The organism is Streptomyces sp. NPDC087428, assembly GCF_044744085.1.
Taxonomy (GTDB): Bacteria; Actinomycetota; Actinomycetes; order Streptomycetales; family Streptomycetaceae; genus Streptomyces.
Genome location: NZ_JBIUXR010000009.1, coordinates 165,185 through 189,689, shown reverse-complemented (window position 1 = coordinate 189,689; position 24,505 = coordinate 165,185). Strand labels below are relative to the sequence as shown.

18 protein-coding genes and 1 pseudogene are annotated in these 24,505 nt (G+C 70.6%); 11 read left to right on the top strand and 8 right to left on the bottom strand.

Annotation, left to right across the window (positions count from 1 at the left end):
* Positions 1 to 37: 37 nt before the first annotated feature.
* The 3 genes from ACIO3R_RS20510 to ACIO3R_RS20500 all read right to left on the bottom strand — a co-directional run bounded on the left by ACIO3R_RS20510 (position 38) and on the right by ACIO3R_RS20500 (position 3,200).
* Positions 38 to 961 carry a carbohydrate ABC transporter permease gene (locus ACIO3R_RS20510; protein WP_385029642.1) on the bottom strand — a complete coding sequence of 308 codons (924 nt, stop codon included), beginning with the start codon at positions 959 to 961 and terminating at the stop codon, positions 38 to 40.
* A complete protein-coding gene (locus ACIO3R_RS20505) occupies positions 948 to 1,790 on the bottom strand; it encodes a carbohydrate ABC transporter permease (protein ID WP_402107439.1) in 843 nt (280 codons plus the stop codon). The genes ACIO3R_RS20510 and ACIO3R_RS20505 overlap by 14 nt, the downstream gene beginning before the upstream one ends.
* A gap of 138 nt (positions 1,791 to 1,928) precedes the next feature.
* Positions 1,929 to 3,200 carry an ABC transporter substrate-binding protein gene (locus ACIO3R_RS20500; protein WP_402107437.1) on the bottom strand — a complete coding sequence of 424 codons (1,272 nt, stop codon included), beginning with the start codon at positions 3,198 to 3,200 and terminating at the stop codon, positions 1,929 to 1,931.
* Between the two features lie 225 nt (positions 3,201 to 3,425).
* On the opposite strand from ACIO3R_RS20500, the gene ACIO3R_RS20495 reads away from it, so the two are divergent.
* Positions 3,426 to 4,538, top strand: coding sequence for a LacI family DNA-binding transcriptional regulator (locus ACIO3R_RS20495; protein ID WP_402107435.1), 1,113 nt, complete (start codon positions 3,426 to 3,428; stop codon positions 4,536 to 4,538).
* Between the two features lie 94 nt (positions 4,539 to 4,632).
* On the opposite strand, the gene ACIO3R_RS20490 is transcribed toward ACIO3R_RS20495, so the two are convergent.
* Complete coding sequence (locus ACIO3R_RS20490) at positions 4,633 to 5,976, bottom strand: endo-1,4-beta-xylanase (RefSeq protein WP_402107814.1); 1,344 nt, start codon at positions 5,974 to 5,976, stop codon at positions 4,633 to 4,635.
* A 466-nt stretch (positions 5,977 to 6,442) separates the two neighbouring features.
* On the opposite strand from ACIO3R_RS20490, the pseudogene ACIO3R_RS20485 reads away from it, so the two are divergent.
* Positions 6,443 to 6,841: pseudogene (locus ACIO3R_RS20485) on the top strand (aldo/keto reductase); the annotation flags it as partial.
* 81 nt (positions 6,842 to 6,922) lie between these two features.
* Here ACIO3R_RS20485 and ACIO3R_RS20480 read toward each other — a convergent pair.
* Complete coding sequence (locus ACIO3R_RS20480; RefSeq protein WP_402107432.1) at positions 6,923 to 8,773, bottom strand: serine hydrolase; 1,851 nt, start codon at positions 8,771 to 8,773, stop codon at positions 6,923 to 6,925.
* Between the two features lie 183 nt (positions 8,774 to 8,956).
* Between ACIO3R_RS20480 and ACIO3R_RS20475 the strand changes: the two genes are divergently transcribed.
* The 4 genes from ACIO3R_RS20475 (at position 8,957) to ACIO3R_RS20460 (ending at position 14,362) form a co-directional block, all read left to right on the top strand.
* Complete coding sequence (locus ACIO3R_RS20475) at positions 8,957 to 10,066, top strand: nitronate monooxygenase family protein (RefSeq protein ID WP_362959322.1); 1,110 nt, start codon at positions 8,957 to 8,959, stop codon at positions 10,064 to 10,066.
* Positions 10,063 to 11,604: an acyl-CoA synthetase gene (locus ACIO3R_RS20470; protein WP_402107429.1), complete on the top strand. Its 1,542-nt coding sequence runs from the start codon at positions 10,063 to 10,065 to the stop codon at positions 11,602 to 11,604. Before ACIO3R_RS20475 ends, ACIO3R_RS20470 begins: the two co-directional genes overlap by 4 nt.
* Positions 11,605 to 11,664: 60 nt before the next feature.
* A complete protein-coding gene (locus ACIO3R_RS20465; RefSeq protein WP_363021898.1) occupies positions 11,665 to 12,771 on the top strand; it encodes an ionic transporter y4hA in 1,107 nt (368 codons plus the stop codon).
* A gap of 91 nt (positions 12,772 to 12,862) precedes the next feature.
* Positions 12,863 to 14,362 (top strand): acyl-CoA synthetase, encoded by a 1,500-nt coding sequence (locus ACIO3R_RS20460; RefSeq protein WP_402107423.1) that lies wholly within the window; start codon positions 12,863 to 12,865, stop codon positions 14,360 to 14,362.
* Between the two features lie 5 nt (positions 14,363 to 14,367).
* On the opposite strand, the gene ACIO3R_RS20455 is transcribed toward ACIO3R_RS20460, so the two are convergent.
* Both ACIO3R_RS20455 and paaK read right to left on the bottom strand, forming a co-directional pair.
* Entirely contained in the window at positions 14,368 to 15,162 is a 795-nt protein-coding gene (locus ACIO3R_RS20455; RefSeq protein ID WP_385029672.1) for an SAM-dependent methyltransferase, read from the bottom strand.
* Between the two features lie 181 nt (positions 15,163 to 15,343).
* Complete coding sequence (paaK, locus tag ACIO3R_RS20450; RefSeq protein WP_402107420.1) at positions 15,344 to 16,639, bottom strand: phenylacetate--CoA ligase PaaK; 1,296 nt, start codon at positions 16,637 to 16,639, stop codon at positions 15,344 to 15,346.
* Between the two features lie 233 nt (positions 16,640 to 16,872).
* Here paaK and ACIO3R_RS20445 point away from each other — a divergent pair, with 233 nt between their 5' ends.
* A complete protein-coding gene (locus ACIO3R_RS20445; RefSeq protein ID WP_402107417.1) occupies positions 16,873 to 18,396 on the top strand; it encodes an alpha/beta fold hydrolase in 1,524 nt (507 codons plus the stop codon).
* Between the two features lie 27 nt (positions 18,397 to 18,423).
* Here ACIO3R_RS20445 and ACIO3R_RS20440 read toward each other — a convergent pair whose 3' ends face one another.
* The gene (locus ACIO3R_RS20440; protein ID WP_385029681.1) at positions 18,424 to 20,058 is read right to left on the bottom strand and encodes an FAD-dependent oxidoreductase; all 1,635 of its coding nucleotides are present in this window, start codon (positions 20,056 to 20,058) and stop codon (positions 18,424 to 18,426) included.
* A 263-nt stretch (positions 20,059 to 20,321) separates the two neighbouring features.
* Here ACIO3R_RS20440 and ACIO3R_RS20435 point away from each other — a divergent pair, with 263 nt between their 5' ends.
* The 4 genes from ACIO3R_RS20435 (at position 20,322) to ACIO3R_RS20420 (ending at position 24,466) form a co-directional block, all read left to right on the top strand.
* Positions 20,322 to 21,443, top strand: a complete 1,122-nt coding sequence (locus ACIO3R_RS20435) for a SchA/CurD-like domain-containing protein (RefSeq protein ID WP_385029684.1) — start codon at positions 20,322 to 20,324, stop codon at positions 21,441 to 21,443.
* Positions 21,444 to 21,519: 76 nt separating this feature from the next.
* The gene (locus tag ACIO3R_RS20430; RefSeq protein ID WP_363021907.1) at positions 21,520 to 21,954 is read left to right on the top strand and encodes a cupin domain-containing protein; all 435 of its coding nucleotides are present in this window, start codon (positions 21,520 to 21,522) and stop codon (positions 21,952 to 21,954) included.
* A complete protein-coding gene (locus tag ACIO3R_RS20425) occupies positions 21,951 to 23,219 on the top strand; it encodes a beta-ketoacyl-[acyl-carrier-protein] synthase family protein (RefSeq protein WP_385029687.1) in 1,269 nt (422 codons plus the stop codon). The genes ACIO3R_RS20430 and ACIO3R_RS20425 overlap by 4 nt, the downstream gene beginning before the upstream one ends.
* On the top strand, positions 23,216 to 24,466 hold the full coding sequence (locus ACIO3R_RS20420; RefSeq protein WP_385029689.1) for a beta-ketoacyl synthase N-terminal-like domain-containing protein: 1,251 nt from the start codon (positions 23,216 to 23,218) through the stop codon (positions 24,464 to 24,466). The genes ACIO3R_RS20425 and ACIO3R_RS20420 overlap by 4 nt, the downstream gene beginning before the upstream one ends.
* Positions 24,467 to 24,505: the final 39 nt, after the last annotated feature.

The window sequence follows — 24,505 nt, the reverse complement described above, 5'->3', positions numbered from 1 at the left end:
AACCTTTCGATAACCGGTCGCATCGGACCGGGACCGGTCACTTGAGACCGGCGGTTGCGAAGCCCTGCACGAAATAGCGCTGGCCGATGAGGAAGAGGACGACCATGGGCAGGGTGGCGAGCGTGGTGCCCGCCATCAGGAAGTGCCACTGGGTGCCGTTCTCGGTCTTGAAGACGGAGAGCCCGACCTGGATCACCCGGAGGTTGTCCGAATGGGTCACCAGCAGTGGCCAGAGGAAGTTGTTCCACGAGGACTCGAAGGTCAGCAGCGCCACCGTGATGAACGCCGGCTTGACCTGCGGCGACATGATCCTGGAGTAGATCCGGAACTCCCCGAGCCCGTCGAGGCGGGCCGCTTCCTCCAGCTCCACCGGCAGATCCAGGTAGAACTGCCGGAAGAGGAAGACCGCGAACGGGGTGACCGCGCCGGGCACGATGAGCGCCCACCAGGAGTCCAGCCAGCCGCTGCCGCCCTGGCCGAAGAGGTCGTTCCCGCCGGCCAGCGGCATGAAGCGGACGATCAGGAACTCCGGCAGCACCTTGGTGTACGTCGGGATCATCAGCGCAGCGATGAAGAGGTAGAAGATGACCTCGCTGCCCCGGAACCTGATCCGGGCCAGTGCGTACCCCGCCATCGACGCCACCAGGACGTTGATGGCGGTGTGGCTGACCGCGATGACGAGACTGTTCCGGGCGTACGTCGCGAAGGGCGCGGCCTTCAGCGCGTCGACGTAGTTGCCGAACTCCCAGTGCTCCGGCAGGAGTCCGCCGTCCTGCGACGCGATCTCCACGGGCGTCTTGAGCGAGGTCAGCACCATCCAGACGAACGGCACCACCATCAGCAGCGAGACGACGCAGAGCGCCAGGAAGAGCGCGATCCGGCCGGACGAGCGGCGCCCCCCCTTCGCGACGGGCCGGGGCGGACGCACGGCCCCGGGCTTGTGCAGCTCAGCTGTGGCCACGGGTGCCTCCCATGATCCGCCGGTTGACCAGGGTGAAGCCCATCAGCAGGACGAACAGCACCAGGGACTGGGCGCAGGCGTAGCCGACGCGGAACTCCCGGAAGGCGGATTTGTAGATCTCATACGTCATCATCGTGGTGCTGTTGGCCGGTCCGCCGTCGGTGAGGATGTAGATCTGGTCGAACGACTGGAACGCGTTGATCATCGAGGTGATCAGCACGAAGAACGTCGCCGGTTTCAGCAGCGGCAGCGTGATCGAGAAGAACTGCCGCACCTTCGAGGCGCCGTCCACCGAGGCCGCTTCGTACAGTTCCTTCGGCAGGGACTGCAACGCGGCCAAGTAGATGAGCATCTTCATGCCGATGCCCTGCCAGATCCCGACCAGGATCACCGAGGGCATCGCCCATGAGGTCGAGGCGAGCCAGGCCGGTCCCTGGATGCCGAGAAGCGACAGCAGGGTGTTGAACAGCCCGTTGCCCGGGTTGTAGATCCACAGCCAGACCAGGGCGATGGCCACGGTCGCGGTGACCTGCGGCAGGAAGATCGCGGTGCGGAAGATGCCCCGTGCCTTCAGGCCCGTGTGCAGCGCCAGCGCCACCAGCAGCCCCAGCATCATGCCGAACGGCACGGTGAAGAAGGTGTAGATGACGGTGTTCACGATGGACTTGCGGAACACCGCGTCGTCCAGCATGTCCCGGAAGTTGTCGAGCCCCACGAACTGCGGCGCCGTCAGCACGTCGTACTTCGTGAAGGCCAGCGCCACCGCGGCGACGACCGGCAGCCCGATCCAGAGGGAGGCGTGCAGCAGGGCGGGCGCCACCATCAGCATGCCGGCCCGTCGCCTGCGGCGCCCCGGGCCTGTCGGGGTCCTGCCGGTGCGCCGTTTACCGGACGCGTACGGCTCAGTCGGGGAAGGCGGCCGCGCGGGCCGTGCCTTCACTACGGATGTTGCTGTCACAGCGACGCCTCACATCCGGCCGATGGCGGCCTCGGCCAGCCGGCCGAGTTCCGCGATGGCATCCTTCGCGGACTGATTGCCCACGATCGCGGGCTCCAGCGTCGGCTTGATCTTCTCGCGGATCTCCATCCACGCGGCGGTGCCGCCCTCCGAGAAGGCGTCGCCCATGCTGCGCAGGGAGAGGTCGACGAACTTGTTCTCCTTCACGTAGCCGGTGTCGCTGAGGTCCTTGAGTCCCGGCACGGAACCGCGCTGCTTGGCGGCGCCCAGGATCGATTCGGGGGTCGCGAGGTACTCGACCAGCGCACGGGCCGCCGCGGGGTGCTTCGAACTCGCCGACTGGGTGACCAGCGTGCCGCCCTGGAGCATCGCCGGACGGCGGTTGGCCAGGACGAAGGCGCCGAGCTTGTCGTCCTTCAGCAGCTCCGGGTTCTGCTGGCCGACCTGCACCCACATGGCGCTGCTCGTCATCATCATCGACGCCTTGCCCGTCTGGACGTTGGACGGGGCACCGAGCTCCGTCTTCTTCGCGTAGGAGGCGGAGCCGTCCTCGATCAGGTCCTTGAAGAACTGGAGCGCCTCGACACCGCGGTTGTCGTTGAAGAGCACCTTCTTGCCGTCCGCGCTGAAGAGCTGACCGCCGTTGGCGAAGAGGAAGGTCTCCCAGCACTGGCGCAGTTCGATGGAGAACGGGTCGAACCCGATCCGCCCGGCTCGCGTCAGCTGTTTCGCCACGGCCCGCAGCTCGGCCCAGTTGGCGGGGGTCTTCTTGATCCCCGCCTCGGCGAAGTGGTCCTTGCGATAGACGACGATGCGGGTGTCGAGGACCACCGGCAGCGCGTACAGCCTGCCGTCGTAGCGAGACGGCTCCAGGACCCGCTTCTCGTAGTCGTGCGCGGTGGCGAACTTCTCCGGGAGCGGGGCGATCGCCTTCTTGGCAGCGAACGGCGGGATCCAGCCGACCCCGATCATCAGTACGTCGGGCAGCAGACCACCCGCGAGACCTGTGGTGATCTTCTCGTTGAGCTGCGCGTACGTGGTGTAGTCCACGTTCACCTTGACGTCCGGATACTTCTTCCGGAAGCCGCCGAGGATCGTCTTCTCCAACAGCGTCTTGCCGTCGGCCTTTTCGTAGATCGGGGTGAGCAGCGTGATCTCGCCCTCGGCGGGACCGTCGGCGGAGCCGCCGGCAGCCGAGGACCCGGTGCCGCAGCCGGAGAGTGCGGCCGCAGCGGTACCGGCGCCGATGGCGGCGAGCAGCGACCGTCGTTTGAGTTCCATGGGCACCCCTTTTGAGGTGGAGGCAGTGGATCGATCCAGCGATGGCAACCCGGCCATGGCTGGGAAGCGCTGGTAAATCGATGCACTGAGACTAGGAACGCTCTGAGACGCACGTCAACAGCTGATGCACAACAATTTTCAGGGAAGTTAACGGGTATACCGGTGAAGCGAGTTCAGTAAATCGGTACACTAGTCTGGCTGAACGCGTTCCGAACCGGAGGTGGCATGAGCGGGGTAACGATCCATCAGGTCGCGGAGGCCGCGGGAGTATCCGCGAGCACCGTGTCGAACGTCCTCAACGGGCGTACGGACCGTATGCAGGCGGCCACCCTGGCCCGCGTGGAGCGGGTGATCGAGCAGCTCAGCTACCGGCCCAACCGTGCCGCGCGGATGCTGCGCACCGGCCGGATCAAGGTCATCGGCCTGATCGTGCCGTCCGTGGCCAACCCCTTCTGGGGGTCGCTCGCCCGGGAGCTGGAGGCCATCGCGCTCGCCGACGGCTACCACGTGCTGCTCTGCAACAGTGAGCGCGACCCGGCCCGCGAGCTCAAGTACAGCGAGGAACTACTGGCCGACGGGGTGAGCGGAGTGGTGCTCTGCTCCTCGCTGCCCTCGCTCGACCACGTCGCCCCGCTGCTGGGCCGCGGTCTGAAGATGGTCGCCTTCGACCGCACCGCGCAGGCGGGCGACCCGCCCTCACTGTCCTCCATCAGCGTCGACAACGCGATGGGCGCCGAACTCGCCACCCGTCACCTGCTTGAGCTGGGACACCGCAGGCTGGCGTTCGTCTCGGGCTCGGTCAACAGTGTCAACCGCCGCGAGCGGCTGCGCGGCTTCCGGGCCGCCCTGGAGTCGGCCGGCCTCGACCCGGCCGACGCGATGGTCTGGCCCGGCGCCGACACCGCCGAGTTCGGCGACAAGGACGCCGCCGAGCTGGGGCGCAACGCCGCCCGCGAACTCCTCGGCCGTCCCCGTCCGCCCACCGCGTTCGTCGCCATCAACGACATGTGCGCGATCGGGATCTGCCGGGGCGCGAAGGATGCCGGGCGCAGCGCCGGACAGGACGTCTCCGTGGTCGGGTTCGACGACATCCTGCTCGCCGATCTCTTCGAGCCGCCGCTCACCACGGTCCGCCAGCCGCTGCCGGAGATGGCCGCCGAGACGTTCCAGCAGTTGCGCGCCCGTATCGACTCGGCACCGGTCGCGGGGCGTTCGCTCCTGATCAGGCCGAGGCTCGTCGTACGGGACTCCACCGCACCCGGACCCGCCGGGGCGACGGTCCCGGCGAGCCGTGCGCGCATCAGTGAGCCGGCCGCCCCGACAGGGGTACGCGGGTGACCGGGGTACGGCAGGCGTGAGGGGGCGCCCTCGCGGCGGCGACCGGGCACGCTTCCGGGGGCGGCCACCGAGTGGCCGCCCCCGGAAACGTGGATCAGGAGGCGGTGCAGGCGCCGATGGCGGGCGCCGAGGTGTTGCCGTTCGTCATGACGGTGAACCCGAAGGACACCGAGGCTCCGGCGGCCAGATTCCCGTTGCCGTTGGGCCTCATGGTCATCACGTTGCCACTGCTGTCCCAGGACGGGGTGCCGTTCCAGGTGGCGGAGACCTTCTGCGGGGACGTCACCGTCACCGGAACCGTCCAGCCGCTGATCGCGGAACTCCCCGCCCGCACCGTCACCTGCCCGTTGAACCGGTCGCCCCAGGTGTCCGTCCTGGCGTACGTGGCCGTGCAGGTGGCGCCACCCGTGCCGCCGCCGCCCCCACCGCCGGAACCGCCCAATGCCGTCAGTGCCGCGGTGTACGCCGGCTTCTTCGCGTAGTCGCCGTCGAACAGCAGGGGGGTGCCGGCGCTCCGCCACGAGTACTTGTCCGTGACGCCCCACACGGTCATTCCCGCGCAGCGCGAGACGGCCAGGCACGCGTTCACGACCTTGGTGTAGTCGGCGGCCTGCGCCGAACCCGAGCCCTCGACGTCCAGCTCCGTGATCTGGACGTCGACGCCGAGGTCGGCGAAACGCTGCAGATTGGCCTGGTAGTCCCCGGGGACGGGGGAGTTGCTGTTGAAGTGCGACTGGAAGCCGACGCAGTCGATGGGCACACCGCGCTGCTTGAAGTCCTTCACCATGGCGTAGACCGCGTTGCTCTTCGCGTTCTGCCCGTCGGTGTTGTAGTCGTTGTAACAGAGCTTCGCGGCCGGGTCGGCGGCGCGGGCGGTGCGGAAGGCCTCCTCGATGTAGCCGCTGCCGAGCTTGTCCTGGAAGGGTGAGCTGCGCCGGGCTCCGCTGCCGCCGTCCTGGTAGGCCTCGTTGACGACGTCCCAGGCGTAGATCCTGCCCTTGTAGTGGTCCATCACCTTGGTGATGTGGTTGTTCATCGCCGCGCGCAGATCGTCGGCGCCGAGCCCGCCGACCCAGCCGGGCAGCTGGGAGTACCAGACCAGGGTGTGGCCGCGGACCTTCATGCCCTTGCCCTGTGCGTGGCTGACGATCTGGTCCGCGGAGCCGAAGCCGAACGAGTCGCGGGTGCCCTCGACGGCGTCCCACTTCATCTCGTTCTCCGGTGTCACCATGGTGAACTCGGTGTCCAGGGTCGAGGCGTACGCGGACTCGCCCAGGTGTCCCGCGGCGACGGCGGTGCCGAAGTACCGGCCCTTGGCGGCGGCCGAGGCGCCGAGCGTGGTCGCGGCGTCGGCGGTGCCCGCCAGTGACAGGACTCCGGCGGCGGTGAGAACTCCCGCCGTGGCGAGGGTGAATGCTCTTCGCGCCCGGGAGCGCAGCGACCGGCGTGCGGGTTCTCCACCGGGTGGGAAATGGACGATCACGTTCCAACACCTTCTTCCGGTTGGTCGGGTGGTGCGGGGAGCGAGGGAGAGTATGCGCGCGCCGGAAAGACGCGTCAACGCCACATTTCCGAAATATTTCGAATGGGTGAACTGCTCGTATGCCCCGATGAGGCGCGCTGACCTGGTCATATGTGTGGCGCCGGGTGGTGTGGATGCGTGATCGAGGGGACGGATGCGTACATTCGCATCCGAGAGTTACGAAAGTACTCCGAAAGCCTGTCTGGTCAAAGCGGTGATTGCTCCTTGCGATAGCAGAACGTGTCCATGCGTATCGCGGACCACCTGCGTTTTTCTCGCGTGGCTATCGCTGTGCGTGATGTGCGGCCAGAAATTCAGGTAATTCTGTGGCGAAATATTTCGGCGTACAAAATCTTCCGGTCAGTTTCCCTGGGGCCGGCCGGGTCTGCTCACCGGCCGCTTCCGCAAGGGCCGGGCCACCGACAGCCTCCGGGCGGGCCGCGGCCACCGGCACCTGACCGACGAGCGCCGGCTCGACACGGTCGAACAGCTCGTCCCCGTGGCCCGGGACGCCGGGATGTCGCTGACCCACCGGGCGATGGCGTTCGCCATCGCCCGTCCCGGCGTCACCTCGGCGATCATCGGCCCGCGCACCATGGAGCACTTCGACGACCTCCTCGCGGGCGCGGGGGCCGTGCTGAGCGACGAGGTCTCCGGCCGGATCGACGCCCTCGTGCCTCCCAGCACCGATGTCGGGATGCTCGACATGGCCTACGGCCCGCCTGCCGTCGGGCAGGCCGGACTGCGCCGACGCCTGCCCGGCGAGCGCTCCGCCGCCTGATCCGGCCCGATGCTGATCGGTCGGCGATCGGTCCGTGAACCGTCCGCGACCCGGACGGGCGCCGGGCCGCGTCGGTTCACGTCAGTTCGCCGAGGGGGACCAGCCGTTCGCCTCGATGCGCCGGGCGTCGCCCGGCCGGCCCTCGTCGAAGGCCGTGCGGCCGCCGTCCTCGACCCGGATCGCGTCGACGTAGACCCCGCGGCCGACGTACAGCTGGTCCGTGGCGTACCGCCAGCGCAGCCGCACCTCGGTGCCGTGCCACGCCGACAGGTCCGCGTCCAGCCGGTGCCAGACGCGGCCCGACCAGCCGGAGACGGAGCCGGCCGGATGGGGTTCGGGCCGTGGCCGCTGGTCCTGCGACGTCGGGACGGTGGTGAAGGGCACCGGCTGCCAGCTCGCCCCGGCGTCCGCCGAACCCTCCAGGAGGAGGAAGTCGGAGTCCGGTTCGGTGTCCCACCACAGGGCGCAGCTCAGCCGGGCGCGCGAGGACGCGAGAGTCAGCGGCGGCAGTGCCAGTGTGGCCGATGACGCACTGGCGAGACCGGAGAACCATGCCGTACGGCCTCGGGCGGGCGGGACCGCGACGGCGCGCGCCATCTGGTTGGCGGTGGCGACGCGCGGCGCACTGCCGGAGCGCCAGTTGCGCACCGGGTGGACCGAGTTGCCCAGCACGATCAGGAACGAGTCGGTCGTCGGGTCCAGGACCAGGCTGGTGCCGGTGAATCCGGTGTGGCCCGCCGTGCGCGGGGTGGCCATCGCCCCCATGTACCAGTGCTGGTAGAGCTCGAAGCCGAGGCCGTGCGCGTCACCGGGGAACGCCGTGTTGAAGTCGGTGAACAGCAGGTCCACCGAGTGGGCGGAGAGGATTCTCGCGCGCCCGTACACCCCGCCGTTGAGGAGCGTGCGGGCGAGGATCGCCAGGTCCCAGGCGCACGAGAACACTCCGGCGTGACCGGCGACGCCGCCGAGGCTGTACGCGTTCTCGTCGTGCACCTCGCCCCAGACCAGCCCGCGGTCCAGCCCGGACCACGGCGGTCGCGCGTCCTCGGTCGCGGCGATCTTCGGCTTCCAGGAAGCCGGCGGGTTGTAGCGGGTGCGGTGCATCCCGAGCGGAGCGGTGATCTGCTCGCGGAGCAGTACGTCCTCGGTGCGGCCGGTGATCTTCTCCAGCACCAGCTGGAGCGAGATCAGGTTGAGGTCGGAGTAGAGGTACACCGTGCCGGGCGGGCTCGCCGGCACCTCGTTCCAGATCAGCGCGAGCTTCCCCTCCCGGGTGGGCGCCGAGTAGAGCGGAATCCAGGCGCGGAAGCCCGAGGTGTGCGTGAGCAGCTGACGGATCGTGATGTCCTGCTTGCCGCCCCCGGCGAAGTCGGGGAGGTAAGAGGCGACGGTCGCCTCCAGCTCCAGCCTGCCGCGCTCGATCTGCTGCACGGCCAGGATCGAGGTGAACAGCTTCGACACCGACGCCAGGTCGAAGACCGTGTCCTCCGCCATGGGAATCTGCTGCTCCGGCGGGAACTCCACACCGGTGTCGGTCTTCTCGTCGTACGCCGCGTAGCGCAGCGCCTTGCCGATCGGCCGCTGGAGCGCGACCGTCCCGCCCCGCCCGGCGAGCAGCACCGCACCCGCGTACCAGGGATGCCCGGGGGAGTCGGCGAGATATCTCTCGGCCTCCGTGACCAACTGGTCGAGCGGCTCCTGAAGCAGCCCGGCGCGGGCGGCGGACCCGCGCCGCAGCGTCGGCCGGTTCTGCCCGGACGGTGAACCCGCCGCGGTTCCTGTGCGCATGTCCGACGACCCCGCCCCCGACTCCGTGGCAGACGCCCGCTCCGCGAACGGAATCGGCGCCAGGGCGAGTGCACCGCCCAGGGCCAGCATCCCACCGCCCAGCCTCCGTCGGCTGATGCCCGCACCCGCCGTGTCCTCGGTCATCCGGAACCCCTTCCCACTGCGTGAAAGTAACTTTCGAAATCTCTTCCGGTCCTGAAACTTCTTGCCGAACCAGAGGGTACTGTCACCCTCCGCCGCCCCGGAGGCCCCTGGAGCCACAAAGAATCTGACACTGCATCAGAAAATCTCTTCCTTCGGCTGTCCGACTGCGGCATCCTGCCGCCCATGGAGACGGAGCTGAGCAAGAAACTGGGGATCGAGCACGCCATCTTCGGCTTCACGCCGTTCCCCGCGGTGGCCGCGGCCATCACCCGGGCCGGCGGATTCGGCGTGCTCGGTGCGGTCCGCTACACCGCCCCCGACGACCTCGCACGCGACCTCGACTGGATGCAGGAACACACCGACGGCAAGCCCTACGGCCTCGACGTCGTCATGCCCGCGAAGAAGGTGGAGGGCGTGAGCGAGGCCGATGTCGAGGCGATGATCCCGGCCGGACACCGGCAGTTCGTCCAGGACACCCTCACCAAGCACGGCGTCCCCGAACTCGCCGAGGGCGAGGCCTCCGGCTGGCGCATCACCGGCTGGATGGAGGAGGTCGCCCGCAACCAGCTCGACGTCGCGTTCGGCTACCCCATCAAGCTGCTCGCCAACGCGCTGGGCTCACCGCCCGCCGACGTCATCGCCCGCGCCCACGACCAGGACGTACTGGTCGCCGCCCTCGCCGGCAGCGCCCGGCACGCCCGGCACCACGCGGACGCGGGCATCGACGTCGTCGTCGCCCAGGGCTACGAAGCCGGCGGCCACACCGGGGAGATCGCCTCCATGGTGCTGGTCCCGGACGTCGTCGACGCGGTGGGCCCGCTCCCCGTCCTCGCCGCGGGCGGCATCGGCAGCGGTGAACAGGTCGCCGCCGGGCTCGCCCTCGGCGCCCAGGGCGTCTGGCTCGGCTCCCTCTGGCTCACCACAGAGGAGGCCGACATGCACTCCCGGGCCCTGACCGCCAAACTCCTCGCCGCGGGCTCCGGCGACACCGTCCGCTCCCGCGCCCTCACCGGTAAACCCGCGCGTCAGCTGCGTACCGAGTGGACCGACGCCTGGGACGACCCGTCGGGCCCCGGCCCGCTGCCCATGCCGCTCCAGGGCCTCCTGGTCGCCGAGGCCGTCTCCCGTATCCAGAAGTACGAGACGGGCGCCCTGCTCGGCACCCCCGTCGGCCAGATCGTCGGCCGGATGAACACCGAACGCAGCGTGCAGGCCGTCTTCGACGACCTGACCCGCGGCTTCGAACGTGCCGTGGACCGGATCAACCGCATCGCCGGACGGAGCACCGCATGAACCAGCCGCCCAACGGCTTCTGGGCCCAGGCCACCGCCGACCCCGACCGTACGGTCCTGATCGCACCCGACGGCGAGGAGTGGACGGCCGGACGGCTGCACGCCGATGCCAACCGGATGGTCCACGGACTGCGCGCGGCCGGCCTGGAGGAGGGCGACGCCTTCGCCGTCGTCCTGCCCAACGGCGTCGAGTTCCTCACCGCCTACCTCGCCGCCTCGCAGGCCGGCTTCTACCTCGTCCCGGTCAACCACCACCTCGTCGGCCCCGAGATCGCCTGGATCGTCTCCGACTCGGGCGCCAAGGTGCTCATCGCCCACGAACGCTTCACGGACGCCGCGACCGCCGCCGCCGACGAGGCGAAACTGCCGGCGAGCCACCGCTACGCCGTCGGCACGGTCGAAGGCTTCCGCCCGTACACCGAACTGCTGGAGAACCGGCCGGTATCGCCCCCGGAGGGACGCACCCTCGGCTGGGTCATGAACTACACGTCCGGGACCACCGGCCGGCCGCGCGGCATCCGGCGCCCGCTGCCCGGAAAGCTTCCCGAGGAGACCTACCTCGGCGGCTTCCTCGGCATCTTCGGCATCAAACCGTTCGACGGCAACGTCCATCTGGTCTGCTCACCGCTCTACCACACAGCGGTCCTCCAGTTCGCGGGAGCCGCCCTGCACATCGGCCACCCACTGGTCCTGATGGACAAGTGGTCGCCCGAGGAGATGCTGCGGGCGATGGACACCCACCGCTGCACCCACACGCACATGGTCCCCACCCAGTTCCACCGCCTCCTCGCCCTCCCCGATGAGGTGAAGCAGAGGTACGACGTCACGGCGATGCGCCATGCCATCCACGGGGCGGCCCCCTGCCCCGACCACGTCAAACGGGCGATGATCGACTGGTGGGGCCAGTGCGTCGAGGAGTACTACGCGGCCAGCGAGGGGGGCGGCGCCTTCGCCACCGCCGAGGACTGGCTGCGGAAACCGGGCACCGTCGGCCGGGCCTGGCCGATCAGCGAACTCGCGGTCTTCGACGACGAGGGCAACCGCCTCGCACCCGGCGAGCTCGGCACCGTCTACATGAAGATGAGCACCGGTGGCTTCAGCTACCACAAGGACGAGGGCAAGACCAGGAAGAACCGCATCGGGGACTTCTTCACCGTGGGCGACCTCGGCATCCTCGACGAGGACGGCTACCTCTTCCTCCGCGACCGCAAGATCGACATGATCATCTCGGGCGGGGTCAACATCTACCCCGCCGAGATCGAGAGCGCGCTGCTCACCCACCCCGCGGTCGCCGACGCCGCCGTCTTCGGCATTCCGCACGCCGACTGGGGCGAGGAGGTCAGAGCGGTCGTCGAGGCCGCGGAGGGGCACGAGGCGGGTGACGCGCTCGCCGCCGAGATCCTCGGCCACTGCGAAGGGCAGCTCGCCGGGTACAAACGCCCCAAGACCCTCGGCTTCATCACGACGATGCCCCGCGACCCCAACGGCAAGCTGTACAAACGGCGTCTGCGCGAGCCCTACTGGGAGGGACGCGCCTGACGTCTTTGCCGGGGCCCGCCCACCGCGCGGGCCCCGGCCACCTCTGGCAGCGTATGGCCCATGAACACGAGCATGACGATCCGGTCACTGGCGACCCGGTGGACCGTGGTCGTGCCGCTCGTGGCAGCCGTCGCGCTGATCCTCAGCTGGGGGCGCGAGCCGTCGCCGTTCGCCGTCGCCGTGATCGCGCTCTGCCTCGCGGGCGCCGTCCTGGCCGCCGTGCACCACGCCGAGGTGATCGCCCACCGGGTCGGTGAACCGTTCGGATCGCTCGTCCTGGCCGTCGCCGTGACCGTGATCGAGGTGGCGCTCATCGTGACCCTGATGGTGGACGGCGGACCCAAGACGTCCGCGCTCGCCCGCGACACCGTCTTCGCCGCGGTGATGATCACCTGCAACGGCATCGTCGGACTGTCCCTGCTGGTGGGGGCGGTCCGCACCCGGGTGGTTGTCTTCAACGCCGAGGGCTCCGGGGCGGCTCTGGCGACCGTCGCGACCCTGGCCACCCTCAGCCTGGTGCTGCCCACGTTCACCACCGGCAAGAAGGGGCCCGAGTTCTCCACCGCCCAGCTCGCCTTCGCCGCGGTCGCCTCCCTCCTCCTGTACGGCCTCTTCGTCGCCGTACAGACCGTCAGACACCGTGAGTACTTCCTCCCGCTCACCCAGGACGGCAGGCCCAAGCAGGACGACCACCGCGCGCCACTGCCCGGCAGGGGAGCCACCGCACTCAGCCTCACCATGCTCCTGGTGGCGCTGGTCGCGGTCGTCGGCGACGCGAAGGCGGTGTCCCCGGCCATCGAGTCAGGGGTGGAGGCCGCCGGAATGCCCCAGGCCGTCGTCGGCGTGATCATCGCCCTGCTGGTCCTGCTCCCGGAGACCCTGGCCGCCGTCCGGGCCGCGCGCCGCGAGCGCGTCCAGACCAGCCTCAACCTCGCACTCGGCTCCGCGATGGCCAGCATCGGCCTGACCATCCCGGCCATCGCACTCGCCTCGATCTGGCTGTCCGGCCCCCTCCACCTCGGACTGAGCGCCACCCATATGGTGCTGCTCGCACTGACGGTGGTGGTGGGCGCGCTGACCGTCGTACCGGGACGCGCCACCCTTCTCCAGGGCGGCGTCCACCTCTCGATCTTCGCCGCGTTCGTCTTCCTCGCGATCAGCCCCTGACGCTCCGGGCGGGCCTGCCCGCACCTCCCGCGACATCCCGCCCGGTATCCCGGCCCTTGACCACCGGGCCCCGCCCGCACAGGATCACGCCATGACAGGTGTACGAAGCAGCACAGTGGACGGCGTCGTGACCCGCAGCGCACGGCGCACCCCCGAGCGGACCGCCCTGCGGTACGCCGACCGGACCTGGTCCTATCGCGGACTCGACGAGGCGGTCGGTACCGCGGCCGCCGTCCTCATGGACGGACACGGGCTGCGGCCGGGGGACCGGGTGGCCTCCTACGCCCACAACTCCGACGCGTACCTGATCGGCTTCCTCGCCTGCGCCCGCGCCGGACTCGTCCACGTCCCCGTCAACCAGAACCTCACGGGCGAGGACCTGGCGTACATCCTGAGCCAGTCCGGCAGCTCCCTGGTCCTCACCGACCCGGACCTCGCCGGCCGGGTCCCCGACGGCTACCCCGTCCGGGCGCTGCGCGACGCCCCGGACTCCCTCCTGGACGAACTGGCCACACCGCGCGCCTTCACGGCCGGCCACGAACCGGCCGCGGGCGACCTGGCCCAGCTGCTGTACACCTCGGGGACCACCGCGCTCCCCAAGGGCGCGATGATGACGCACGGCGCCCTCGTCCACGAGTACGTCAGCGCCGTCACCGCCCTCGACCTGCGCGCCGTCGACCGGCCCGTCCACGCCCTGCCGCTCTACCACTCCGCGCAGATGCACGTGTTCCTGCTGCCCTACCTCGCGGTCGGCGCCGAGAACACGGTCCTGGACTCCCCGGACGCGGACCGGATCCTCGACCTCGTCGAGTCCGGACAGGCCGACAGCCTCTTCGCCCCGCCGACCGTCTGGATCGGTCTCGCCAACCACCCGGACTTCGCGCGTCGCGACCTCGGCGGGCTGCGCAAGGCGTACTACGGCGCGTCGATCATGCCCGTACCCGTGCTGGAGCGACTCCGTGACCGGCTGCCCGGACTCGCCTTCTACAACTGCTTCGGGCAGAGCGAGATCGGCCCGCTCGCCACCGTCCTGGGACCCGACGAGCACGAGGGCCGGATGGACTCCTGCGGCCGGCCCGTCCTCTTCGTGGAGGCCAGGGTGGTCGACGAGAACGGCAAGGACGTTCCCGACGGCACGGCCGGCGAAGTGGTGTACCGCTCACCCCAGCTGTGCGAGGGCTACTGGGACAAGCCGCAGGAGAGCGCGGAGGCGTTCCGCGACGGCTGGTTCCACTCCGGCGACCTCGCCGTACGCGATCCGGAGGGCTACTTCACCGTCGTCGACCGGGTGAAGGACGTCATCAACTCCGGCGGCGTCCTCGTCGCCTCCCGCCAGGTAGAGGACGCCCTCTACACCCACCCCGCGGTCGCAGAGGCAGCCGTCGTCGGGCTGCCCGACGAACGCTGGATCGAGGCCGTCACCGCCGTCGTCGTGCTGCGCGGGGAGGCGACGGAGGCCGAACTGATCGGCCACGCCCGCGAGAGGCTCGCCCACTTCAAGGCCCCCAAGAGGATCCTTTTCGTGGACGGACTCCCGCGCAACGCCAGCGGCAAGATCCTCAAGCGGGAACTGCGCGACCGCTTCGCCTGAGACGCCTACCGCGGGACGCGGGCGACTCCGACGTGGAAGCTGTCGGTGACCCCGCTGTCCTGCGGGAGCGGAGTGTCCTTGTGCCACCGGGGAGCCGTGACCAGTCCCGGATCGACGAGGTCGAGTCCGTCGAAGAACCGCGCGACCTCGGAGCGCGTCCGGGGCCGCAGGCTGATCCCGCTCGACCGGTACTCCTCGGTTTTGTCCTGCTCGACGGAGAGGAAGTCGTCGGTGAAGTGCGAAAGCACCAGGCAACTGCCGGAGGGCAGCGCGTCGAGGAGGGTACGGGTGATGCCGTAGGGGTCGTCCTCGTCGGGAACGAAGTGCATCAGGGCGATGAGGGACAGCGCGACGGGCCGGTCGAAGTCGAGCAGGGTCCGCGCGTGGCCGAGGATCTTCGCCGGCTCGCGCACATCGGCGTCGAGGTAGTCGGTGGCGCCCTCCGGGGTGCTGATGAGCAGCGCCTCGGCGTGACGCAGGACGATCGGGTCGTTGTCCGTGTAGACGACCCTGGCCGCCGGGTTGATCTCCTGGACTATCTGATGGAGGTTCGGCTGCGTGGGAATCCCCGTCCCGATGTCGAGGAACTGGTCGATGCCGCTGCGCGCGGCCCAGGCGGCCGCCCGGTGCATGAACGCCCGGTTCTGCGCGACACCGGCCTTCGCCACGGGCGGCATCCGCTCGCCGAGTTCCTGGTCGACGGGGTAGTTGTCCTTGCCGCCCAGAAGGTAGTCGTAGACGCGCGCCGGGTGCGGCCTGCTGGTGTCGACGATCGAGGAGTTGGCCGGACCTGGCGTCATGGAGCGCTCCAGAGTGCTTCGGCGCGCAGCGTGCGAGGAGTACGCAGGGTGCGCGAACAGGCGGGACGAGGTGACGCGGGCCGGACGTTCCCCCTGTGGGCCGTCGCCACATCGACGCATACTGCCACAGCAACCACGTTGGGCCCATGGCACGTTGCACCGGAACTTCCGGGGCCCCCGGTCAACTATCGGGCCGGTCACGCTCGTCCACGATCCGCCTGAACTTGCCGACCGACCTCTCCAGCGTCTCCGGGTCGAGGATCTCCACCCCGACCGAGACCCCGATCCTGTCCTTGACGGCCGCGGCGACCGACGCGGCGGCGGCCGCGCGCTGCTCCGGTGTCGCCCCCGCTCGCGCCTCCGCCCGCACCGTCAGCACGTCGAGGCGGCCCTCGCGGGTCAGCCGCAGCTGGAAGTGCGGTGACACCGCCGGCGTACGGAGCACGATCTCCTCGATCTGGGTCGGGAAGAGGTTCACCCCGCGCAGGATCACCAGGTCGTCGCTCCGCCCGGTGACCTTCTCCATGCGCCGGAAGACCCGTGCCGTCCCCGGCAGCAGCCGGGTCAGATCCCGGGTCCGGTAGCGGATCACCGGCATGGCCTCCTTGGTGAGCGAGGTGAACACCAGCTCGCCCTCCGCGCCCTCGGGCAGCACCTCGCCGGTGAACGGGTCGACGACCTCCGGATAGAAGTGGTCCTCCCAGACGTGCAGCCCGTCCTTCGTCTCCACGCACTCCTGGGCGACCCCCGGTCCCATCACCTCGGACAGCCCGTAGATGTCGACCGCGTCGATCGCGAACCGCTCCTCGATCTCGCGCCGCATCTCCTGCGTCCACGGCTCGGCGCCGAAGATCCCCGTCCTCAGCGACGTCGTCCGCGGATCGACGCCCTGCCGCTCGAACTCGTCCAGGAGCGTCAGCATGTACGACGGCGTCACCATGATGATGTCGGGCCGGAAGTCCTGGATCAGCTGGACCTGCCGGGCCGTCATGCCGCCGGACGCGGGAATGACCGTGCAGCCGAGCCGCTCCGCCCCGTAGTGCGCGCCGAGCCCGCCGGTGAACAGCCCGTACCCGTAGGCGACATGGACCTTCTGCCCCGGGCGGCCGCCCGCTGCCCGGATCGAGCGGGCGACCACGTCCGCCCAGGTGTCCAGATCGCCCTGCGTGTAGCCGACGACGGTCGGGCGGCCCGTCGTGCCGCTGGAGGCGTGGATCCTGCGCACCTGGCCCTCGGGCACCGCGAACATCCCGAACGGATAGTTGTCCCGCAGATCGGCCTTGGTGGTGAACGGGAACCGGGCGAGATCGGCGAGCGAGCGGCAGTCGTCAGGGTGCAGCCCCGCCCGGTCGAACGCGGCTCTGTAGTGGCCGACGTGGGCGTAGACGTGGTGCAGTGTCGCCCGCAGCCGTTCGAGCTGAAGCGCCCGCAGCTCCTCGCGGTCCATCCGTTCCGCCGCGTCCAGCAGAGCCGTCATGCGGATCTCCCTCTTCCGTGCGCCGTGCAGGCGACCGATCATTCGGTCGTTCCTCCCGGGAGCAGTAATTCAGGATCTTCCGCCCGCTGGCAAGAGGTGGGACGCGACGCATGTCGCGCGACCGCGTCCGAACCAGCCTGCCCGCCGCGCCGGCCGGATACCGTGCCCGTACCGCGGATACGCTCGTACCGAACAGGGCCGCGTCACCCGGTCGGCGCTGTTTGGATGGTTCCATGCCGACTTTCCACACGTACGACGGAACCGAGCTCGCGTACCACCTGGAGGGGCAGGGCACCCCCCTGATCTGCCTGCCGGGCGGGGCCATGCGGGCCAGTGCCTATCTCGGACGCCTGGGCGGGCTCGACGGCCGGCGGCAACTGGTGCTGCTCGACCTGCGGGGCACCGGGGACTCCGCCGTACCGGACGACCCCGCCACCTACCGCTGCGACCGGCTGGTCGACGATGTCGAGGCACTGCGCGAGCACCTGGGACTGGAACACATCGATCTCCTCGCCCACTCGGCCGCGGGTGACCTCGCCGCGCTCTACGCCGCGCGGTACCCACGGGCGCTGCGCAGCCTGCTCCTCATCGCACCCGGAACACGCGCCGCAGGATTCGGGTTCGCCGAACGCGAGGCCCGGGAGGCCGCCGGGCTGCGCCGCACGGAGCCGTGGTACGAGGAAGCGCTCCCGGCCCTGGAGGAGATCTGGGCGGGACACCTCACGGACGAACTCCGGGCCGCCGCACGGCCGTTCCTCTACGGACGCTGGGACGACGCCGCGCGGGACCACGCCGCGTCGTCCTCGGCGCAGATCAACGCACCTGCCGCCCAGGGCTATTACGGGCAGGGCGCGTTCGATCCGGTCACGACGGTCGCCGCCCTGCGCGAACTGCCCGCCCCGGTGCTCGTCCTCGCCGGAGAGTACGACGGTGTGACCACCCCCGACCGCGCCGCCGAACTGGCCGCGCTCTTCCCGAACGCCGAGTTCGCCGTACAGCGCGGCGCCGGACACTTCCCGTGGCTCGACGACCCGGGGGCCTTCGCCCGTACCGTCACCGCCTTCCTGGACCCGGACGTGCACAGCGTGCAGGCCGGCGGGATACGGCTCGCCTACCGGGTGTGGGGAGACCCGTCCGCGCCGCCGGTCGTCCTGGTGCACGGACGCTGCGGCGACAGCCGCACCTGGACATCGATCGCCGCGGAGCTGGCAGCCCAGCACCGCGTGTACGCCTTCGACTTCCGCGGCCACGGACTCAGCGACTGGCCGGGCCGCTACTCCTTCGAGCTGTTCCGCGACGATCTGCACGCGTTCCTGGAGGCCCGCAACCTCTCCGGCGCCACGGTCGTCGGGCACTCCATGGGCGGCGCCGCGGCCTGTCTGCTCGCCGCGCGGCAGCCCGGACTCATCGGCCGGCTCGTCCTGGAGGAGGCCCCGCCGCCCTTCCCCCTCGACCCGCCCCGCGGCCCCGCCGAACGCCCCGAAGGGGAGCTCGGCTTCGACTGGCCCGTGGTGCCGGCCATCAACGCCCAGCTCAACGACCCCGATCCGGCGAGCCGTGAACGCCTCGGCGGGATCACCGCGCCCACCCTGGTCATCGGCGGCGGTCCGAGCAGCCAGATCGACCAGGAGGACCTCGCCCGGATGGCCCGGTGGATCCCCGGCTGCACGCTCGTCACCATCGACGCCGGCCATCTCGTGCACACCGAACGGCCACAGGAGTACCTCGCGGCCCTCCGGTCGTTCGGCCTGGCCTGACGGCGCGGCACAGGGCGGCCCGCCGCGTCAGCCCCGGCGCAGCAGCGACACCATGACGTCGAGCAGCGTCGCCTCCGCGTCCTCGACGCCCGACTCCGAGCGCCAGGCGACGAACCCGTCGGGGCGGACCAGCACGGCGCCGTCGGTGCTCGTTCCGTGCGCCCCGGCCCAGTCGGCACCGGCCTCCGGCTCCAGATCGCCGCCGGGACCGGTGCCGATGCCGAACGCGTCCAGACGCACGCCCAGTTGGTCACCGACCCGCGCCGCCGCCCGCCGCCACGCCACGTCCGCGCCATCGGCGAGCAGCACGAACGACCGCTCGTAGAGATCCAGGGTGGAGATCCGCTCTCCCGCCCGCCGGACCCACAAGTGCGGTGCGCGGCTGCCCGGTTCACCCGTCAGCTGCATCCCCTGCGGCACCACCGGCTGATCCGGGGCGACGCCCAGCACCGCACCGTCCACATAGCGGTAGCCCAGCGCCACGTTCAGCATTCCGCCGCGCTTGCCGCCGCCCACGGTCGGCGGCGGCGCGTACCCGGGGTGGCTGTGCTCGCCGGAACGCGCAGAGGCCCGCTCGCTCGTCGCCCGCGCCACCGGCAGCCGCTCCGCCCCGTACGTGTCCAGCAGACCCGGCCCCGCCTCGCCGCGCAGCACGGCGGCGAGTTTCCACGCCAGGTTGTGCGCGTCCTGGATACCGGTGTTGGAGCCGAACGCCCCGGTGGGCGACATCTCGTGCGCCGAGTCACCGGCGAGGAACACCCGGCCCCGTGAGTAGCGGTCCGCCACCCGCTCCGCCGCGTGCCACGGCGCCTTGCCGGTGATCTCCACGTCGATGTCCGGGTCCCCGACCGCCTTGCGGATGTGCTCGGCGCACCGCTCGTCCGTGAAGTCCTCCAGCGTCTCGCCCCGGTCGGGCTGCCACGGGGCGTGGAACACCCACTGCTCCACGTTGTCCACCGGCAGCAGGGCGCCGTCCGCCTCCGGACCGGTCAGGTAGCACACGATGAAGCGCCGGTCACCGAGCACCTCGGCGAGCCGGCGGGAACGGAAGGTGATACTCACGTTGTGGAACAGGTCGCCGGCCCCCGAACGGCCGATGCGCAGCTGCTCGCGGACCGGGCTGCGCGGGCCGTCGGCGGCGATGAGGTAGTCCGCCCGCACCGTGGTGTGCTCCCCGGTCTCCCGGTTCTTCAGGACCGCCCCGACTCCGGAGCCGTCCGGGTCGAACGAGAGCAGCTCGGTGGAGAACCGCAGGTCGCCGCCCTGCTCCCGGGCCCGGTCCAGCAGCACCGGCTCCAGGTCGTTCTGGCTGCACAGGCACCAGCCCGTCGGGCTGAAGCGGGCCAGCGCGCCCCCCGGGTCGATCTCCTTGAACAGCCACTCCTGGTCGTCACCGGTCAGCGATCCGGCCTGCAGAATGCCGTGATTCTCCGCCAGCACCGACGCGGCCGCCCGGATCCGCTCCTCCACCCCCGCCCGGCGGAAGACCTCCATCGTGCGCACGTTGTTGCCGCGACCGCGTGGGTGTGTCGAGGTGGCGGCGTGCTTCTCGACCAGCAGATGCTCGACGCCGAGCCGGCCGAGGAAAAGGGACGCGGACAGGCCCACCAGGGAGCCGCCCACGATGAGGACCGGTACGTGGAGGTCGACGTTCTCATTCATCAGTTGCTCCAGCTCGGACGCCGTACAGATGCAATGTCCATGCCCTGGTCCGAGCGGTTCGGACGCCCGCTCACCTGAACGGTTCATAAATCTCGCGTCGGGCGGACCAGCGTTTCACGATCGGTGACGGAGACGACGCCCGCGGTCCGGGGCGGACCGTGCGCATCCGCCGGGAGACTCCCCGCTCCGATCCCACTCGACAGCCACCGGTTACCCAGAACCGGAAGGCCGGGCCGCCCCACCGTCTCGAAGGAGTTCGCAAGATGACCACCACCCTCTCGGAACGGACCTCCCAGTCCGCCTTCGACGGATCAAGGCTGCGGGTCATCCTGCTGCTTGACCTGCACGACGGCGCCCAGAAGCAGTTCCTGGAGGCCTACGAGCACATGCGCAACCAGGTGGCCTCCATCCCCGGCCACATCAGCGACCAGCTGTGCCAGTCCATCGAGAACCCGTCCCAGTGGCTCATCACCAGCGAGTGGGAGAGCGCGCCGCCCTTCCTCGCCTGGGTCAACAGCGAGGACCACGTCGCCACCGTCCAGCCCCTGCACAGCTGCGTGCGCGACACCCGGTCGCTGCGCTTCAGCGTCCTGCGGGAGACCGGCGCCGCCTTCGAGGAGAGCTTCGAGCCCCTCAAGGGCGGCCTCCAGGCCGCGCCCCGCCTCGGCGACGGAGTGGTGCGCCACGCGCTGACCTTCACGGTCCGGCCGGGTACCGAGGAGATCGTCGCGAAGCTCCTCGCCGAGTACGACTCCCCGAAGGCACGGGTCGACGAGCACACCCGGCTGCGCCGCACCTCGCTGTTCATGCACGGCAACCGGGTGGTGCGCGCGGTCGAGGTCGAGGGCGACCTCCTCGCGGCCCTGCGCCATGTCTCCCGGCAGCCGGAGGTCCGGGCCGTCGAGGAGGCGATCAACCCGTACCTGGAGCAGGACCGCGACCTGTCCGACCCCGACTCCGCCCGGATGTTCTTCACCCGGGCGGCGCTGCCCACCGTCCACCACGTGACGACGGGCCGCCACGCCGACCGGGACCTCAAGCGCCACGCGTTGTTCTACCAGGCCAAGGAGGGCTGCGGCATGGCCCTGGCCCGGCTGCTGGCGGAGCACGACGAGGAGGAGGCCGACGACGCCGGCAGCCCCATCGACAGCAGCACGATCTTCCAGCGCGACGACATCGTCGTCCGCCTCCTGGAGGTGGACGGACCGCTCGACGCACAGCCCGACCGCTCGCTCGGCATCCACGGCCCCGGCAAGGCCGCCAGGCTCGCCCGCCTCCTCGACGGGGAGGCGAACGCCGTGCCGACCAGCGACCAGGACGCCGCGCGCTTCCTCGCCCGCGCCGAGATGCACCTGATCACCGACCGCCGGGCCGCGGAGTCCTGAACCGCGGATCGGCACCCTGGGGGGTTCTCGCCCGACCCGTCGACACCACGCGCAACGCGCCAGGAGGAAAACAGTCATGACCATGCACCGGCCACGCATCGTGGACCTCAGCGAAACCCAGCCCAACCGCAGGCGCGGAGGTGACCTGCGCGCTCTGCTCACCCCGACGGCGGTGGGAGCCACCAGCGGCTTCATGGGACTGGCCATTGTTCAGCCCGGAGACCGCATCGGCGAGCACTACCACCCGTACTCGGAGGAGTTCGTGTACGTCGTGAACGGGCTCCTGGAGGTCGACCTGGACGGTGAACCGCACGCGATGCGGCCCGACCAGGGGCTGCTCATCCCCCCGAACGTCCGGCACCGTTTCCGCAACGTCGGCGACATCGAGGCGCGCATGGTCTTCCACCTGGGGCCGCTCGCCCCCCGCCCGGAGCTCGGCCACGTCGACACCGAGCACACCGAGTGCGCCGAGCGGGGCGCGCCGCCAGAACGAACCGAGGCAGCCTCATGACCCGGCGCGTGGCGGTCACCGGTGTCGGGGTCGTCGCGCCGGGCGGGATCGGCACACCGGCCTTCTGGGACCTTCTCGCCAACGGCCGCACGGCGACACGCGGCATCACGCTCTTCGACCCGGCGGGCTTCCGGTCCCGGATCGCGGCCGAGTGCGACTTCGACCCGGCCGCGTACGGACTGGACGAGGAGGAGGTGGCCCGCGCGGACCGGTACGTCCAGTTCGCGATGGTCGCCGCCCGCGAGGCACTCGCCGACGCGGGCCTCGACCAGGAGCGCACCGACCCCTGGCGGATGGGCGTCTCGCTCGGCACCGCGGTCGGCGGAACCACCCGGCTGGAGCACGATTACGTCGCCGTCAGCGGCAGCGGCGCACGCTGGGACGTCGACCACCGCCCGGCCGGGCCGCATCTGGAGCGGGCCTTCTCACCCAGTTCACTGGCCTCCGCCGTCGCCGAGCAGGTCGGGGCGCACGGTCCGGTGCAGACCGTCTCGACGGGCTGCACCTCGGGCCTCGACGCGATCGGCTACGCCTTCCACTCCATCGAGGAAGGCCGCGTCGACGTCTGCATCGCCGGGGCGTCGGACTCCCCGATCACCCCGATCACGGTGGCGTGCTTCGACGCGATCAAGGCGACCTCGGCCAACAACGAGGACCCGGAACACGCCTCCCGGCCCTTCGACTCCCGCCGCGACGGCTTCGTGATGGGTGAGGGCGGCGCTGTGCTGGTCCTGGAGGAGCTGGAGCACGCCCGCGCCCGCGGGGCGACGGTGTACTGCGAGATCGCGGGCTACGCGACCTTCGGCAACGCCTACCACATGACCGGGCTGACCCCGGAGGGCCTGGAGATGGCCGAGGCCATCAACCGGGCGCTCGGCCACGCCGGGATCGCCGCCTCGGACATCGACTACGTCAACGCGCACGGCTCGGGCACCAAGCAGAACGACCGGCACGAGACCGCCGCGGTGAAGCGGGCCCTCGGTGCGCACGCCCACGACGTACCGATGAGCTCCATCAAGTCGATGGTCGGCCACTCCCTCGGGGCGATCGGGGCGATAGAGATCGCGGCCTGCGTACTCGCGCTGGTCCACCAGACGGTTCCGCCGACGGCGAACTACGAGTCCCCGGACCCCGAGTGCGACCTCGACTACGTCCCGCGCACCGCCCGCCCGCTGAAGCTGCGCAGCGTCCTGTCCGTCGGCAGCGGCTTCGGTGGCTTCCAGTCCGCGGTGGCCCTGACCAGAACCGGTGGGAGGACACCATGAGCACCCGAGAGGACCGGCGCACCGTCGTCACCGGCATCGGCGTCGTCGCCCCCAACGGCACGAACGCCGGGACCTTCTGGAAGCGGACGCAAGAGGGCATGAGCGTGCTCGACCGCGTCACCCGCGAAGGGTGCGAGCAGCTGCCGCTGCACATCGCGGGAGAGGTCAGGGGCTTCGACCCGGTCAGCCTGATCGAGGAGCGCTACCTCGTCCAGACCGACCGGTTCACGCACTTCGCGATGGCCGCGGCCGACATGGCCCTGGACGACGCCCGGCTGGGCCGTGCGGACTACGAGGACGCGCCGTTCAGCGTGGGCGTGGTGACCGCCGCGGGCTCCGGCGGCGGCGAGTTCGGCCAGCGCGAGCTGCAACGGCTGTGGGGCCAGGGTTCCAAGTACGTCGGCCCCTACCAGTCGATCGCCTGGTTCTACGCCGCGAGCACCGGCCAGATCTCCATCCGCGGCGGCTTCAAGGGGCCGTGCGCGGTGGTGGCCAGCGACGAGGCCGGCGGGCTGGACGCGATTGCCCACGCCGCCCGGTCCGTCCGGCGCGGCACCCAGGCGGTGGTGGTCGGCGCGGCGGAGGCCCCGCTCGCGCCCTACTCCGTCGTCTGCCAGCTCGGCTACCGGGACCTGAGCACCGGCGAGGACCCGACGCGCGCCTACCGCCCGTTCACCTCGGACGCCTGCGGATTCGTGCCCGCGGAGGGCGGCGCGATGTTCGTGGTCGAGGAGGAGAACGCGGCCCGGGAGCGCGGCGCCCGGGTCAGGGCCGAGATCGCCGGTCACGCCGCCACCTTCACCACCGCGATGCGCTGGGAGGAGTCCCGCGAGGGGCTCGCCCACGCCATCGAGGGTGCGCTGCGGGAGGCCGGCTGCGCGCCCGAGGAGATCGACGTGGTCTTCGCGGACGCCCTCGGCGTGCCCGCCGCGGACCGGGCCGAGGCGCTGGCGCTGGCCGACGCGCTCGGCCCGCACGGCAGGCGGGTACCGGTGACCGCGCCCAAGACGGGCATCGGACGGGCGTACTGCGGTGCGCCCGTACTGGACGCGGCGGCTGCCGTGCTCGCCATGGAGAACGGTCTGATCCCGCCCACGCCCAACGTCTTCGAGGTGTGCCACGACCTCGATGTCGTCACCGGACGGGCCCGCACCGCCGAACTGCGGACGGCGCTCGTGCTCAGCCGCGGACTCATGGGCTCGAACGCGGCGATGGTGCTGCGGCACCCCGCCGGCCGCGGCGCGTGAGCGCCCCACCGACACCCCTCGTGAGAAGGAGAAGTCCCT